At 75.3% G+C, this 15,044-nt stretch carries 13 protein-coding genes; 6 read left to right on the top strand and 7 right to left on the bottom strand.

From position 1 onward, the window contains the following. Positions 1-47 precede the first annotated feature (47 nt). Positions 48-1,007: an aldo/keto reductase gene (locus ACFQ8E_RS08935; protein ID WP_430550213.1), complete on the top strand. Its 960-nt coding sequence runs from the start codon at positions 48-50 to the stop codon at positions 1,005-1,007. A gap of 37 nt (positions 1,008-1,044) precedes the next feature. Here ACFQ8E_RS08935 and ACFQ8E_RS08930 read toward each other — a convergent pair whose 3' ends face one another. From ACFQ8E_RS08930 to ACFQ8E_RS08920, 3 genes are read right to left on the bottom strand one after another with little or no spacing between them, the layout of a single operon-like run. Beyond that, on the bottom strand, positions 1,045-2,265 hold the full coding sequence (locus ACFQ8E_RS08930) for an acyl-CoA dehydrogenase family protein (protein ID WP_430550212.1): 1,221 nt from the start codon (positions 2,263-2,265) through the stop codon (positions 1,045-1,047). 26 nt (positions 2,266-2,291) lie between these two features. After that, positions 2,292-3,323 (bottom strand): CNNM domain-containing protein, encoded by a 1,032-nt coding sequence (locus ACFQ8E_RS08925; RefSeq protein WP_430550211.1) that lies wholly within the window; start codon positions 3,321-3,323, stop codon positions 2,292-2,294. After that, the gene (locus tag ACFQ8E_RS08920) at positions 3,320-4,732 is read right to left on the bottom strand and encodes a hemolysin family protein (protein ID WP_430550210.1); all 1,413 of its coding nucleotides are present in this window, start codon (positions 4,730-4,732) and stop codon (positions 3,320-3,322) included. Before ACFQ8E_RS08920 ends, ACFQ8E_RS08925 begins: the two co-directional genes overlap by 4 nt. Positions 4,733-4,962: 230 nt before the next feature. On the opposite strand from ACFQ8E_RS08920, the gene ACFQ8E_RS08915 reads away from it, so the two are divergent. After that, entirely contained in the window at positions 4,963-6,618 is a 1,656-nt protein-coding gene (locus tag ACFQ8E_RS08915; RefSeq protein WP_430550209.1) for an AMP-binding protein, read from the top strand. A 43-nt stretch (positions 6,619-6,661) separates the two neighbouring features. After that, positions 6,662-7,840 carry a D-alanine--D-alanine ligase family protein gene (locus ACFQ8E_RS08910; RefSeq protein ID WP_430550208.1) on the top strand — a complete coding sequence of 393 codons (1,179 nt, stop codon included), beginning with the start codon at positions 6,662-6,664 and terminating at the stop codon, positions 7,838-7,840. A gap of 44 nt (positions 7,841-7,884) precedes the next feature. Here the strand turns inward: ACFQ8E_RS08910 and ACFQ8E_RS08905 are convergent, their stop codons facing one another. Together ACFQ8E_RS08905 and ACFQ8E_RS08900 are read right to left on the bottom strand one after the other, a co-directional pair. Next, complete coding sequence (locus ACFQ8E_RS08905; RefSeq protein WP_430550207.1) at positions 7,885-8,298, bottom strand: VOC family protein; 414 nt, start codon at positions 8,296-8,298, stop codon at positions 7,885-7,887. A 46-nt stretch (positions 8,299-8,344) separates the two neighbouring features. Continuing rightward, positions 8,345-8,839, bottom strand: coding sequence for a DUF3515 family protein (locus tag ACFQ8E_RS08900; RefSeq protein WP_430550206.1), 495 nt, complete (start codon positions 8,837-8,839; stop codon positions 8,345-8,347). 52 nt (positions 8,840-8,891) lie between these two features. On the opposite strand from ACFQ8E_RS08900, the gene ACFQ8E_RS08895 reads away from it, so the two are divergent. Next, positions 8,892-9,914: a thiamine-phosphate kinase gene (locus tag ACFQ8E_RS08895; protein WP_430550205.1), complete on the top strand. Its 1,023-nt coding sequence runs from the start codon at positions 8,892-8,894 to the stop codon at positions 9,912-9,914. A gap of 15 nt (positions 9,915-9,929) precedes the next feature. Here ACFQ8E_RS08895 and ACFQ8E_RS08890 read toward each other — a convergent pair whose 3' ends face one another. Beyond that, on the bottom strand, positions 9,930-10,448 hold the full coding sequence (locus ACFQ8E_RS08890; RefSeq protein WP_430550204.1) for a GNAT family N-acetyltransferase: 519 nt from the start codon (positions 10,446-10,448) through the stop codon (positions 9,930-9,932). A 198-nt stretch (positions 10,449-10,646) separates the two neighbouring features. Next, the gene (gene rpmB, locus ACFQ8E_RS08885) at positions 10,647-10,838 is read right to left on the bottom strand and encodes a 50S ribosomal protein L28 (protein WP_069984843.1); all 192 of its coding nucleotides are present in this window, start codon (positions 10,836-10,838) and stop codon (positions 10,647-10,649) included. A 157-nt stretch (positions 10,839-10,995) separates the two neighbouring features. Here rpmB and ACFQ8E_RS08880 point away from each other — a divergent pair, with 157 nt between their 5' ends. Further along, positions 10,996-12,774, top strand: a complete 1,779-nt coding sequence (locus ACFQ8E_RS08880; RefSeq protein WP_430550203.1) for a DAK2 domain-containing protein — start codon at positions 10,996-10,998, stop codon at positions 12,772-12,774. Beyond that, on the top strand, positions 12,771-15,026 hold the full coding sequence (locus ACFQ8E_RS08875) for an ATP-dependent DNA helicase RecG (protein ID WP_430550202.1): 2,256 nt from the start codon (positions 12,771-12,773) through the stop codon (positions 15,024-15,026). Before ACFQ8E_RS08880 ends, ACFQ8E_RS08875 begins: the two co-directional genes overlap by 4 nt. The last annotated feature ends 18 nt before the right edge of the window (positions 15,027-15,044 follow it).

The raw sequence follows: 15,044 nt of genomic DNA, 5'->3' as shown, positions 1-15,044 counted from the left end.
CGTAGCGGTCCGGGAATGCCGCGGGGCCCGCCGTCCTTGTGCGTACTGTGACCCAGGCGACGAACTCTGCCCCGGCCGGCCTCGCGCTCGGCTCCCTCGACCTCGCCGGAGCGCCGTTGGTGCTCGGCGGCAACGTGTTCGGCTGGACGGCTGACGACGCCGCGTCCTTCGCGGTCCTCGACGCGTTCGCCGACGCCGGCGGGCGCATGCTCGACACCGCCGACGGGTACTCCGCCTGGGTGCCGGGCAACTCCGGGGGCGAGAGCGAGGCGACGATCGGCCGCTGGCTCGCGCGCACGGGCCGGCGCGACGACGTGCTGGTCGCGACCAAGGTCTCCGCGCACCCGCAGTTCCGCGGGCTGGCGGCGGCGAACGTCCGGGCCGCGGCGGAGGCGTCGCTGAAGCGCCTGGGCACCGACCGCATCGACCTGTACTACGCCCACTTCGACGACGCCGACACCCCGATCGAGGAGACGGCGGCGGCGTTCTCCGCCCTCGTCGACGACGGCCTCGTGCGCGAGATCGGCGTCTCCAACTACACGCCGGGGCGGATCGACGAGTGGTTCGCCGCCGTCGACGCGGCGGGCCTGCACCGTCCCGTGGCCCTGCAGCCGCACTACAACCTCGTGGAGCGCGGCTTCGAGGACGGGCTGCGCCAGGCCGCCGAGCGCCACGCGCTCGGGGTGCTGCCGTACTACGCGCTCGCCTCCGGCTTCCTCGCCGGCACCTACCGCGACGGCGAGGCGCCCGACAGCCCCCGTGCCCAGGGCGCCGCGCGCTACCTCGACGACCGCGGGCGGCGCGTGCTGGCCGCGCTCGACGACGTCGCCGCCGCCCACGACGTGCCCGTCGCGTCCGTCGCGCTGGCCTGGCTGCGTGCGCAGCCGACCGTCGTCGCGCCCATCGCCAGCGCCCGGCACACGGGCCAGCTCGGCGCCCTGCTGCGCTCGATGACGCTGGAGCTCACCCCCGACGAGCTCGCCCGGCTGGACGGCGCCTCCGCCTGAACCGTCTCGGGGTGGTCGTCAGTCCTCGGGGCGGTCGTCAGTCCTCGAGGGGGCCGAGCACGGCCTGCGCGACGGTCGAGTGGGCGGACTCGTCGTCGGACGGGTGGAAGATGCCGGCGAGCACGTCGCGGTAGAGCCGGCCGAGCTCGGAGCGGTTGAAGTACGTGGACCCGCCGGAGCAACGGATCGCCTCGTCCACCACCTGGCGGGCCGTCTCCGTCACGCGCACCTTGAGCCCCGCCGTCGAGCGGAAGAAGCCGGCACCTGACCCGGACCGCACGTCGACCTGGGCGTCGACCTCCCCCGCCACGAGGTCGAGCTGCGGCCACAGGCCGTCCAGCGCGAGGGCGGCGGTGCCGATGCGCCAGCGGATGTCCGGGTCCTGCGAGTACGCCTTGCCGGTCTTCATCGAGCGCCGCTTCCCGACCGTCTCGACGGCGAGCGCCAGCGCGCGGTCGGCGATCCCCAGGTAGACGCTCGCGAGCAGGATCTCGAAGCTGGTGAAGATCCCCAGCACGTACGGGTCGAGGCTGGGGCCGGGCGCGATGCGCCGCAGCACGCGGTCGGCGGGGGCGTGGGCGCCGTCGAGCACGGTGGTGCAGGACTGCGACGCCCGCATGCCGAGCGTGTCCCAGTCGTCCTTGATCTCGAAGCCGCCGCCGTCACGGGTGACGAACGCGTGCACGATGCGCGGGTCGTCGGGGTCGGTCGCGTCGTCCAGGCCCATGACACCGAGACGCGTCCAGCCGGGGGAGTTGGACGTGAAGATCTTCGTGCCGTGGAAGGAGTACCCGCCGTCGCCGTCGGGGCGGGCCTCGGTGCGCGAGCCGAGCAGCACCAGGTCGTTGCCCGCCTCGGAGTAGCCGAAGCCGAAGACCTCGCCGTGCGCCGTCTCCTCGAGCAGCCAGTCGAGGGAGGAGTCGCCGCGCTCGTGCAGGAACCGGGCGACGCCCACCCACACGTGGTGCATGTTCACCGCCAGGGCCGTGGCGGGCGCCGCGCCGGCGAGCCGGGCCTGCTCGCGCGCGGCCTCGCGCAGGGTCAGGCCGGCGCCCCCCAGGTGCTGCGGGACCATCGCCTGCAGGTACCCCGCCGCCTTGAGGTCGGCGAGGTCGTCGGCGAAGAACGCGTTCTCGCGGTCGTACGCCGCCGCACGGCCGCGGATCGTCTCCAGCAGCTCGTCGGTGAGGATCTGGCGCGGGGCGGAGAGCGGCGAGGGGAAGGACGACGGCGCGGCGTCCGGCGAGGTCACAGGCATGACCTCACCGTACGCCGCGCCATGGCTCAGACGTCCGCCGTCGCCTCCTGTCCCTGCGGCAGCAAACGGTGCAGCACGTCCGCCAGCGTGACGACGCCGAGCGTGCGCCCGTCGCGTCGCACCAGCGCGAGCTGCTCTCCCGCCTCGCGCAGCAGCGAGATCGCCGCGTGCACGGTGGTCGCGGCGTCGAGCACGAACGGCGCGCGCGCCACGGGTGCCACGGGGGCGCCGTCGTCGAGCAGCAGGGTGTCGCGCACGTGCACGACACCGGCCACCTCACCCTCGGCACCGCCGTCGCGCAGCAGGATGCGCAGGTGGCCGGACGCCACGGACGCGGCGCGCACGTCGGAGGCCGTGGCGTCCGCGGCGACAGAGGTGGGGCGTGCCCCCTCCGGCACCAGCGCGTCGACGGTGAGGGTCTCGAGCTCGAGCGCCCCGGCGATCTGCGTGGAGTACGTGGCGTCGAGCGCGCCGACGTTCACGGAGTGCTCCACGAGGTGCCGCAGGGTGGCCGGGTCGTGACCCGCCTCGATGTGGTCCACCGGCTCCACGCCGACGGCACGCAGGCACTGGTTGGCCAGCGCGTTGAGCCAGCGCAGCACGGGCCGGGTGACCCACATGAACGCCCGCATCGGCAGGGCGAGGAGCGTCGCGGACGCCTCCGGGTGCGCGATGGCCCACGACTTGGGCGCCATCTCGCCCACCACGAGGTGCAGGAACGTCACGAGGATCAGCGCGAGCACGAATCCCGCGACGTCGGCCACCCAGTACGGCGCGCCCCACGCCGCGAACAGCGGCGTGAGCCAGTGGTGGACCGCCGGCTTGGTCACGGCGCCGAGCGCCAGGGTGCAGGCGGTGATGCCGAGCTGCGACCCGGCGAGCAGCAGCGTGAGCTCGGACGAGCTGCGCAGCGCGGCCCGGGCGGACCGGCTGCGCGGGGCGGCGTCCTCCAGCCGGTGGCGGCGCGCCCCGAGCAGGGCGAACTCCACGGCCACGAAGAACGCGCTGAGCGCGATGATGACGACGGTCGCGACGACGACGACCCAGGGGTTGCTCATCGGTCGTCCTCCTTCGCGAGGTCGGGCGTGGCGTCCGGGGCGGGCTCGACCGTGCCCTCCGCGGTGCCCTCGAACAGCCGCACGCGCACCAGGTGGGGCACGTGCCGCTCGACCGAGATCACGTCGACCTCGAGCCATCGGCGGCGGGGTTCGTCGTGCACGAGGTCCGCCGGGTCCGGCGGGAGGTCGACCCTCACCGCGTCTCCCGCGCGGGGCAGCGCGCCCGTCTGCGCGATGAGCAGCCCGGCGACCGTCTCGTGGTCGCCGCGCGGCAGGTCGTGCCCGATGGCGCGCTCCGCCTCGTCCAGGTGGACGTCGCCGCCCATCACCCAGGCGCCGTCGTCCTCGTGCGCCACGGTGACCGGCAGGTCCGGGTCGTGCTCGTCGGTGATCTCGCCGACGAGCTCCTCGGCGAGGTCCTCGAGGGTGAGCACGCCCGCGAGGCCGCCGTACTCGTCGACGACGACGGCGAGCTGGTTGCGGGTGCGCGTCAGCTCGGTGAGGGCGTCCGGCAGCGCCATGAGGGTGGGCAGCACGGTGACCGGCCGCATGAGGTCGGTGACGGGAGCGGCGTCGTCGAGGCCGGTGCGCAGCAGGTCGGTGAGCTGGACGACGCCGAGCGCGCGGTCCTCGGCGTCCACCACCGGGTAGCGGGAGTGGCCGCCGGACATGAGCGTGCGCAGCTCGCCCACGGTGAGGGCAGGGTCGACGGTGCCGACGCGCGAGCGCGGGATCATGGCGTGCTCGACGTCGTGCTGCGGGAAGTCGAGGATGCGGTCGATCAGCACCGACAGGTCGTCGGGGAGGTCGCCGCTCTCGCGCGAGTCGGCCACGATGTGCTCGAGGTCGCGGGCGGTGGCGGAGTGCTCGACGTCGTGCACCGGCTCGATCTTCAGCACGCGCAGCAGCGCGTTCGACGCCTTGTCGAAGATCGCGATGAGCCAGCCGAGGACCGTGAGGTACGCCGTCGTCGAGCCGGCCAGGCGCAGGGCCGTGGGCTCCGGCCGGGCGATGGCGAGGTTCTTCGGGAACAGCTCGCCGAACAGCATCTGCACCAGCGTCGAGACGGCGAGCGCCGCCACCGTGCCGACGGCCACGCCGACCCCGGTCGGGACGCCGACGCCGCCGAGCATCGTGCCCAGCGCGTCGCCCACCAGGGGCTCGGCGACGTAGCCGACCAGCAGGCCGGTCACGGTGATGCCGAGCTGGGCGCCCGAGAGGACGAAGGACGTGCGGCGCGTGACGGCGAGGGCGCGCTTCGCGGTCGCGTCACCGGCCTCCGCGCGGGCGGCGAGCCGGGAGCGGTCCACGGTCATGTAGGCGAACTCCTGGGCGACGAAGTAGGCCGTCGCCGCCGTGATCACGAGGATCACCAGGATGCCGAGGAGGAGGGAGAGGACGGCGGTCACCGGGGGCGCACCGCCTCAGGGTCGGCAGGAGTCGAGGGCTGCGGGGAGCCCGGACTATGACTGGGGTCGTCGGCGGGCGCGGCCTGATCCTCGGCCGGGGGCGCCGCGATGGCGTTCGAGTCGTTCGTGATGTCCACGATCGCCCCAACGACGCTCCCGCGCCATCGGTTCCCGGCGCTACGCTCCCGTGCACACGGTCGACGAGGACCGTGCCGCACGAAGGGACCGCCATGTCCGAGACCAGCGCCGACACCGCCGTCGGCCGCAGCGCCGACATCAGCACCGACGCCAGCAGCACCGACCGTTCCGTCATCCGCAGCCCGCACGCCGACGTCGAGATCCCCGACGTCAGCCTCTACGACTTCCTCTTCGCGTCCCTCGCCGCCGCGGACGTCGACCGGGTCGCGCTGGTCGACGGCCCGAGCGGCGCCAGGATCACCTACGGGGAGCTGCGCGACCGCGTGGAGGCGATCGCCGGGGCGTTCGCCGCCCGGGGCCTGGGCCTCGGGGACGTGGTGGCCCTGCACAGCCCCAACGTGCCCGCCTTCGTCGCCGTCTTCCACGGGCTGCTGCGGGCCGGCATCACGGTGACCACGATCAACGCGCTCGCGTCGGGGCGCGAGGTCGCCAAACAGCTCGGGTCGTCCGGGGCGAGGGCGCTCGTGACCGTCTCGGCCCTGCTGCCGGCGGCCGAGGCCGGCGCCGACGCCGTAGGGATGGCGGCCGCCGACGTCGTCGTGCTCGACGGCGCGGACGGCCACCCGTCGCTCGGGGAGCTCCTCGCGGGCGGCCACGCCGCGCCCGACGTCGCGTTCGACCCCCGCACGCACCTCGCCGTCCTGCCCTACTCGTCCGGCACGACGGGGCTGCCGAAGGGCGTGATGCTGACCCACCGCAACCTCGTGGCGAACGTGGTGCAGACGGAGGCGTACCTGCCCCTCGCACCTGACGACGTCGTCCCCGCGGTCCTGCCGTTCTTCCACATCTACGGCATGACGGTGCTCATGAACGGCGCGATCTACCAGCGCTCGGCGCTCGTCACGCTGCCCCGCTTCGACCTCGCCGAATACCTGCGCGTCGTCGAGCAGCACCGGGCCACCGTGCTGTTCGTCGCACCGCCCATCGCGCTGGCGCTCGCCAAGCACCCGGCGGCCGCCGGCCGGGACCTGTCCAGCGTGCGGATCCTCATGTCGGGGGCGGCCCCGTTCGACGAGCACCTGGCCGAGGCGGTGGGCCGCCGCCTGCCGGGCGCCCGGGTGCTGCAGGGGTACGGGATGTCCGAGATGTCGCCGGTCTCGCACGTCGTGCCCGTCGACCGCACCGACATCTCCCCGGGCACCGTCGGCCTGCTGGTGCCCAACATGCTGGCCAAGGTCGTCGACCCGGCGACGGGCGAGGCGATCGCGCTGCCCGAGGTCGGTGTCAGCGCGCCCGGCGAGCTGCTGTGCTCCGGTCCGAACGTCATGGTCGGCTACCTCGCCGACGAGCAGGCCACCCGGGACACGCTCGAGCCCGACGGCTTCCTGCACACCGGCGACATCGTGACGGTCGACGCGGACGGCGCGTTCACGGTGGTCGACCGCCTCAAGGAGCTCATCAAGCACAAGGGCTACCAGGTGGCGCCCGCCGAGCTGGAGGCGCTGCTGCTCACGCACCCCGAGATCGCGGACGCAGCCGTGATCGGTGTGCCGGACCCGGAGTCGGGGGAGGTGCCGAAGGCGTTCGTCGTGCGGGCCGAGGGCAGCAGGCTCGACGGCGGCGACGTGCAGGCCTTCGTCGCCGAGCACGTCGCCCCGTACAAGAAGGTGCGGGTCGTGGAGTTCGTCGACGCGGTCCCGAAGTCCGCGGCGGGGAAGATCCTGCGCAAGGAGCTGCGCGCCCGCTGAGGTGGTGGGGACGGCGGGTCCGGGTCCGGTAGGTTGGGCGGCGATGTCCGACGCCACCGCTGCTCCCACGAGCCCCGTTCCTGCCGTCCCGCCCGCAGGCGACGGTGCCCCGCGCAAGACCCGCGTCGCCGTGCTGTTCGGCGGTCGCTCGGGCGAGCACGCCATCTCCGCGTCCACCGCGGCCGGCGTGCTGCGCGCGATCGACCGCGACCGCTACGACGTCGTGCCCGTGGGCATCACGCGCGAGGGTCGCTGGGTGATCGCCGCCGACGACCCGGAGCGGTGGCAGATCACCGACGGCCGGCTGCCGGAGGTGACCGCCGACTCGGGCGCCGAGGTCGTGCTGTCGCTCACCCAGGGCGAGCGCACCCTGCGCGTGCTGGAGCCGGGCCAGGTGCCCGCGCTGCTCGGCGAGGTCGACGTCGTCTTCCCGCTGCTGCACGGGCCGTTCGGCGAGGACGGCACGGTGCAGGGCCTGCTGGAGCTGTCGGACGTGCACTACGTCGGCGCGGGCGTGCTCGCCTCGGCGGTCGGCATGGACAAGCACTTCATGAAGCTCGTGCTCGCCGGCCAGGGCCTCGCCGTCGGCCCGTACGTCGTGATCCGGCCGCGGGAGTGGGAGCGGGACCGCGCCGCGTGCGTCGCCGCCGTCGAGCCGCTCGGCCTGCCGCTGTTCGTCAAGCCCGCCCGCGCGGGGTCGTCGCTCGGCATCACGCGCGTGGACGACCTGGCCGACCTGCCCGCCGCCGTCGACGCCGCGCGCGAGCACGACCCCAAGGTGGTCGTCGAGGCAGGGATCGACGGCCGCGAGATCGAGTGCGCCGTGCTCGGCGGGCACGACGGCGCGCGGGCGCGGGCGTCGCTGCCCGGCGAGATCGTCGTCGACCACGACAGCCACGCGTTCTACGACTTCGAGGCGAAGTACCTCGACGAGGCGCACGTCGACCTGCGCTGCCCGGCCGAGCTGCCGCAGGCCGTCATCGACGAGATCCGCGAGGTCGCGGTGCGCACGTTCGAGGCGGTGGAGGCCGAGGGCCTGTCCCGCGTGGACGTCTTCGTCACCCCCGACGAGCGCGTGATCGTCAACGAGATCAACACCATGCCCGGGTTCACGCCCTTCTCGATGTACCCGCGCATGTGGGAGGCGTCGGGCGTGAGCTACCCCGAGCTCGTCGACGAGCTCATCCAGCTCGCCCTGGAGCGCCCCACCGGCCTGCGCTGAACGGCGGCGTGGCTGAACGGGGACGCGCAGGAGGTCGGCGAGCCTCAGGGCACCACGAGCTCGCCGAGCGGGCCCGGGGCGTGCGCGACCTCCCACAGGAACCCGTCGGGGTCGGTGAAGTAGCCCGAGTAGCCGCCCCACTCGCGCTGCACACCGTCGCGGACCGTCGCGGCGCCGGCCCGGCGGGCGTGCGCCAGGACGGCGTCCACGTCGGCCGGCGTGCCGACGTTGTGCGCCAGGGTCAGCGGCGCGGTGCCGCCGCGCACCACCGGCCCGATCTCCTCCGTGGCGTGCCCCTCGTCCCAGAGCGACAGCACGAGGTGCTGCCCGACCTGGAACATCAGCACCTCGCCGGGCGCCTCCATCAGCGGCTCCCAGCCGAGGCCGTCCACGTAGAAGCGCCGCGTGGCGGCGAGGTCGGCGACGACGAGGGTGACGAGGCTCAGGCGCTGGTCCATCCCGTCACCGTGCCACGGGCGGTCGGTCCGCGCCTCGGCAGTCGCGTCAGGTGCACTGCGCGGTCGGCGGCACGTTGCTCACGGCCTGGGCGAGATCGCCGACGAACGACGTCGAGTGGTCCTCGGTGACCGACGGGGGCACGACGACCTCGACGGCGGGCTCGCGACCGTAGGTGGTGAACCGCCACGTCCCGTCCTCGCCGGCCTCGACGATCCAGTCCACGGCGCCCGCCGGGGACTCGACGCGCTGGCAGTCGGGAGAGGGTCCGGGCGGGGTGACGCCGCAGCGCAGCGTCACGGCGGCCCCGGGCTCGCCCCAGGCGGCGGTGGCCTGGGCGTTGGTCTTCGCCTTGTCGAGGTCGCCCGCGAGCACGTCGGGCAGCGCGAGCATGACGGGTGCGCAGTCCGGGTTGGCGGCGTCCTCGGCGGGCGTCGCGCCGATCGTGGTGGCGCAGGCAGCCAACGGGAGGACGAGGGCGCCCAGCGCGACGGCGCGGGCAGCGGCGCGGGACGACATCAGGGCACGGGCACGACGGGGCACGGCGACCACGCTACCGGGCGGGACGTGCCCGCCGACCGCCTACAGTCGTCCCGTGACCGACGCCACCCGACCCCTCGTGCGCGACCTGTCCGAGGAGGACCTGCTCGCGCGGATCTTCCCGCTGCTGCCCGCGGCGGCGGCGACCCTGCTCGGCCCGGGGGACGACGCGGCGGTGGTCGCGGCCCCGGACGCGCGGTTCGTGGTCACGACGGACGTGCTCGTCGAGGACCGGCACTTCCGCCGGCGCTGGTCGGGCGGGTACGACGTCGGGGCGCGGGCCGCGACGGCCAACCTCGCGGACGTCGCGGCGATGGGCGCGCGCCCGACCTCCCTGGTCGTGTCGCTCGTGGTCCCGGGGGACCTGCCGGTCGACTGGGTGACCGGGCTCGCCCGCGGCCTGGCGGACGTGTCCGCGCCGGTCGGGGCGGGCGTCGTGGGCGGGGACCTGTCGGGCGGCGAGACCGTGGTCGTGGCGGTCACCGCGCACGGCGACCTGGAGGGGCGTGCGCCCGTGACGCGGGCCGGTGCGCGGCCGGGCGACGTGCTGGCCTACGCCGGGCACCGCGGGCTCTCGGCGGCAGGCCTCGCGCTGCTCGACGCCGGCGCGGCGACCCCCGCGGACGCGACGACCGTCGACGGCGCGGCGGGGGTCGGTGCCTGCGTGGCCGGCTACCTGCGCCCGGGGGCGCCGCTCGCGGCCGGTCCGGCGGCGGCCCGGGGCGGGGCCACCGCGATGCTGGACGTCTCGGACGGGCTGCTGCGCGACGCGGGCCGGATGGCGCGCGCGAGCGGCGTCGGCGTGGACGTCGAGGCGGGCACGCTGGCGGTGGACGTCGAGCGGCTGCTGCCCGCCGCCCGGGGGCTGGGGCTCGGCCCGGAGGCCGCTCGGGACGCCGCGCGGGGATGGGCGCTCACCGGGGGAGAGGACCACGGCCTGCTCGCCGCGTTCCCGCCGGGCGTCGCGCTGCCGGAGGGCTTCCGCCGCGTGGGGCAGGTGCGGCAGGGACCCGCCGTCGTGACCGTGGACGGTGCGGAGCCCGCCGCGCGCGGCGGGTGGGACCACTTCGGCGGGTGACCGCGCGGGGGTCGCTCAGCCGCGGCGGTAGCGCACCTCGGTGACCGGGGTGTCGCCGATGTCGTCCATGCGCTCGACGCCGTCCGCCTGGAAGCCGTGGCGGCGGTAGAAGTGGCGCGCGCGCTCGTTCTGCGCGAGCACCCACAGCGACATCGGCACGCCGTCGGGGACGTCGGCGAGGACGGTGCGCATCAGGTCGCGGGCGACGCCGCGGCCCCAGGACTCGGGGTCGAGATAGATCGCGTAGAGCTCGAGGTCGCCGTCCTCGGCGTCCTCGTCGCGCGACGGGCCGTAGCTCGCGAAACCCAGGAGGCGGCCGTCGCCCTCGGCGACGAGCGTGGTGCGGGTGCCCTCGTCGAGGATCTGCTGCCACTGGGCGGCCCGCTCGGACGCGTCGAGGGAGTCGAGGTACTCGGCCGGCAGCACGCTGGCGTAGGCGCCCTTCCACGAGGTGAGGTGCACCTGGGCGATCCGCCCGGCGTCGGTCACCGCGGCGGGCCGGATCTCCACGTCGCTGTCGGTCTGCACGATCATCTGCTCAGAGTGCCACGTCGTCGCCGCCTCGGCCAAGGCCGTTTGGTGAATCCTTCACGAATTCTTTGCCGGTGTCCGCGGGCGACGAGCGCGCGGGGACGCCGGGTGCACGAGGGGACGACGAGACGCCCGCCGGGAAGATCCCGACGGGCGTCTCGCGAAAGCGTCGAAGCACCGGGGTGTGCCCGGTGCGCAGGCTCAGGCCTGGCGCGTGACCTTGCCCGCCTTGAGGCAGGAGGTGCAGACGTTCACACGCTTGGGGGTGCCCGCGACCACGGCACGGACGCGCTGGATGTTCGGGTTCCAGCGGCGCTTCGTGCGGATGTGGGAGTGCGAGATGCTGTGCCCGAAGCCCGGGCCCTTGCCGCAGACGTCGCAGTTGGCAGCCACGGTCTCTCCTGAATCGTCGTGACACGACCCGCGCCAGGGCAGCAGGACGTGAAGCTTGGTGGTTGGGGGAGCCCGGAACAGGCCGGGCAACCACACGAGGATAGCCGATCGGAGGAGTGCCCCTCAACGTGTGGTGTCTCACCGCTACCGTGGGGGCGTGCAACAGCCCGAGCTCCTCGACGCCTCCGTCGTCCGTGCCTGGGTGAGCACGGCCGCCCGGGCCCTGGCCGAGGCCCGCGCCGAGATCGACCGCGTGAACGTCTTCCCCGTGGCCGACGGCGACACCGGCACCAACATGTACCTCACGATCCGCGACGCCGCGGCGGCCGTCCACGCCGCGCCCGCGGACGCCGGCGGGGCGCGCCTGCTGCGGCTGGCCGCGCGGGCGGCCCTGCGCGGCGCACGGGGGAACTCCGGGGTGATCCTCAGCGAGTGGTTGCGCGGTCTCACCGTCGCCGCGACGCGTGGCGACAGCCTCGCCATCGCGCTCGACGTCGCTGCCCGGACCGCGCGCCACGCCGTCGCGCACCCCGCGCCCGGCACCATCCTCACGGCGGCGGAGTCCGCCGCGGCCGCGGCCCGGCACGCCGAGGCCGGCGGGATGGTCGGTCCCGCCGGAGCGGCGGCGCGGCTGTCCACGACCGACGCCGCCTGCCGCGGTGCGCGGGAGGCGGCCCTGCGCAGCGTGGGGGCCCTGGAACCGTTGCGTGTCGCCGGCGTGCTCGACGCCGGCGCCTGCGGGCTCGTGCTGGTGCTGCGGTCCCTGGCGGCGGCGCAGCGGGCGGCCGCCGAGGGAGTGTCGGAGGCGGACGGCAGCATCGGCCCCGTGCTGCTGGACATCGACCTGCGAGGACACGCGGCGCCCTCCGCCGGCGAGACCGCCGAGGGAGACGACGGGTCGCGCACCGGCCGGGGCGCAGGCCCCGGCGGTGCCCTGCCCGCGGGTGGGCCCGAGGGTGGGCACGAGCGGTCGCACGGGCATCCCCACGAGCATCCCCACGAGCATCCCCACGAGCACGGCGGCGTCGCGACCGACGACGTCGAGCTCATGTTCCTGCTGGAACGGTCGGCGTCCGCCGCCGACTTCAGCCCCGGCGCGGTGGCCGACGCGTTGCGCGCCGACCTGGACGACGTCGGGAGCTCGGTCGTCGTCGTGGGCGGCGCCGAGGACGGCACCGGTGCGGACGACGTCGAGCGCTCGCTCTGGCAGGCCCACGTGCACACCGCGGACCTCGACGCGGCGCTCGGCGTGGCACGGCGCTGGGCGTCGCGGGGCGCGGTGTCGCGGGTGTCGGTGCGGCACCTCGCGGTCCCGCCCGACCGGTGGGCGGTGGTCGTCACGACGGCCGCGCCGGCGCTGGCCGCCGAGCTCGCGCGCGGCGGCGCCGTCGTGGTCCTCGACCTCGACGTCCCCCCGACCGCGGCGGACCTCGTCGCCGCGGCGGTCGGGGCGGGGGCCCCGCGGGTGCTCGTCCTCGCGCCCGAGGCGCTGCAGCCCGACCCCGTGGGCCCGGGAGCGGGCGCCGCGGACGGGCCCGAGGCGACACCCGAGATCGTGCGGGTCGTCGCGCCCGGCGACGTGCACGTCGTGGCGGGGATGTCCGCGCTGGCCGCGACGCTCGACGACCCGCGCGAACAGGACGCGGGCGTCCCCGACGCCGTCGGTGCGGTGGTCGCGGGGCTGCGCGTCGGCGGCGGCCCGGCCGTCACGGTCGGCGCCATCGTCAAGCGGCTCGTGGCGGGCTCGCCGATCGCGATCGTCACCCTGCTGCCCGACGACGACGTCCCTGACGCCACCGTCGAGGTGCTCGCGTCGCGGGCCGCGGCCGTGTCCGACGGCGCGGACGTCGTCGTCATGCGCACCGGTCGCCCCGGGGACCACGTGGCGATCGGCGTCGAGCCGCTCGCCGTCGACGCGGCGGAGGGACCCGCGTGACCGGGCGCGAGGGCGAGGCGCTGACCAAGGTGCTGGGGGCCCGCAGCGCGGGCCCGCTGGCCAAGCTGGGCCTCGTCACCGTCGGGGACCTGCTGCGGCACTACCCGCGCCGGTACGGCGACCCCGGCACGCTCACGGACATGGACCGGCTGGCGCTCGGCGAGCACGTCACCGTGATGGCGCGGGTCGCGCGGGCGACCGTCCGGACCATGCGCTCGCGCGCGGGCGCCATGCTGTCGGCGGTCGTCACGGACGGCCGGCACGAGCTGGCGCTGACGTTCTTCGCCAAGCGTGCCGGCGCGCTGCGGCCGCACGAGGACAAGCTGCGACCGGGGCGCGTGGGGCTGTTCACGGGGGTGGTGAGCGAGTACCGGGGCACCCGCCAGCTCACCCACCCGGACTACGTCCTCGTGGGCGTGGACGCGGACGACGCCGAGGAGGCGATGTTCGAGGCCAGCCGACCCATCCCCATCTACCCCGCGTCGTCGTCCGTGCCCTCCTGGCGCATCCAGCGGGCCGTGCGCACGGTCCTCGACCCGCTCACCGAGGCGGACGTCGAGGACCCGGTTCCCGACGAGGTCCGTGCCCGGCACGGGCTGCCGAGCCGGCTCGACGCCCTGCGCGCGATCCACCACCCCGTCGACCAGGCCTCCTGGCAGCGGGCACGCCACCGCTTCCGCTTCGAGGAGGCCTTCGTGCTGCAGGCGGCGCTCGCGCAGCGCCGGGCGCACGCCGCCGAGCAGGAGGCCACGGCCCGCCCGTCGCGGGGGCCGGGGGAGCCGAGCCTGCTCGCCGACTTCGACGCGGCACTGCCCTTCACGCTGACGGACGGGCAGCGCGCGGTGGGCGAGGACCTCGCGCACGAGCTCGCGCAGGCCCGCCCGATGCAGCGGCTGCTGCAGGGCGAGGTGGGCTCCGGCAAGACGGTCGTGGCGCTCCGGGCGATGCTGCAGGTGGTCGACGCCGGCGGCCAGGCCGCGCTCCTGGCGCCCACGGAGGTGCTCGCGGCGCAGCACGCCCGCACCCTGCGCGCCCTCCTCGGGTCGCTCGCCGAGGGCGGGCTGCTCGGCGGGGCCGCGCACGGCACCAGGGTCGCCCTGCTCACCGGATCGCTCGGCGCTGCCGCCCGCAAGGAGGCGCTGCTGCAGGCCGCGAGCGGGGAGGCGGGGATCGTCGTGGGCACGCACGCCCTGCTGGGCGACCAGGTGCAGTTCGCCGACCTGGGTCTCGTCGTCGTCGACGAGCAGCACCGGTTCGGCGTCGAGCAGCGCGACGCGCTGCGCGCCAAGGGGCGCGTGGCGCCGCACGTGCTCGTCATGACGGCCACGCCCATCCCGCGCACGGTCGCGATGACGGTGTTCGGCGACCTCGAGACGTCGTCGCTCACGCAGGTGCCCGCCGGGCGCGCCGGCATCACCTCGCACGTGGTCCCCGCCGGCAACCCGCGGTGGATGGAGCGCACCTGGTCGCGTGTGCGCGAGGAGGTCGACAAGGGGCACCGCGCGTACGTCGTGTGCCCGCGGATCCACCCCGACGAGGACCTCCCCGCCGGCGGCGGGGCAGCGGCGAAGGACTTCGACGACGTCCCGGACCTCCTCGAGCTCATGGACGGCGACGGGGCGGCCGACGAGCGTCCGGCGCTGCGCGCCGTGCTCGAGGTGGCGGACATGCTGCGCGAGACGCCGGCGCTCGACGGCCTCGACGTCGGCGTGCTGCACGGCCAGATGGCGCCCGCGGACAAGGAGTCCGCGATGGCCCGGTTCGCGGCCGGCGAGCTGCAGGTGCTGGTCTCCACCACCGTGATCGAGGTCGGCGTGGACGTGCCCGAGGCCACGGTGATGGTCGTCTTCGACGCCGACCGGTTCGGCCTGTCCCAGCTCCACCAGCTGCGCGGCCGGGTCGGGCGCGGCTCCGCGCCGGGGCTGTGCCTCCTGGTCTCGACGGCGCAGCCCGGCACGCCCGCGGCGACCCGGGTCGAGGCGCTCGCGGAGACGACCGACGGTTTCCGCCTCGCCACCCTGGACCTCGAGCTGCGCTCCGAGGGCGACGTGCTCGGCGCGGCCCAGTCCGGCCGCTCCAGCTCGCTGCGCCTGCTGCGCGTCGTGCAGGACGCCGACCTCATCGCCGACGCGCGGCGGGAGGCCACCGCCGTCGTCGACGCCGACCTCGAGCTCGGTGAGCACCCCGAGCTGCGCGCGGCGATCGCGGCGCAGCTGGACGACGAGCAGGAGGAGTTCCTCGAACGGGCCTGACCGGTCGACTGGTTAGGC

This window comes from Isoptericola sp. NPDC056573 (assembly GCF_042793335.1).
Lineage (GTDB): Bacteria > Actinomycetota > Actinomycetes > Actinomycetales > Cellulomonadaceae > Isoptericola.
Note: the sequence above shows the minus strand (reverse complement) of the source record. Positions and strands in the feature narration are given on the sequence as shown.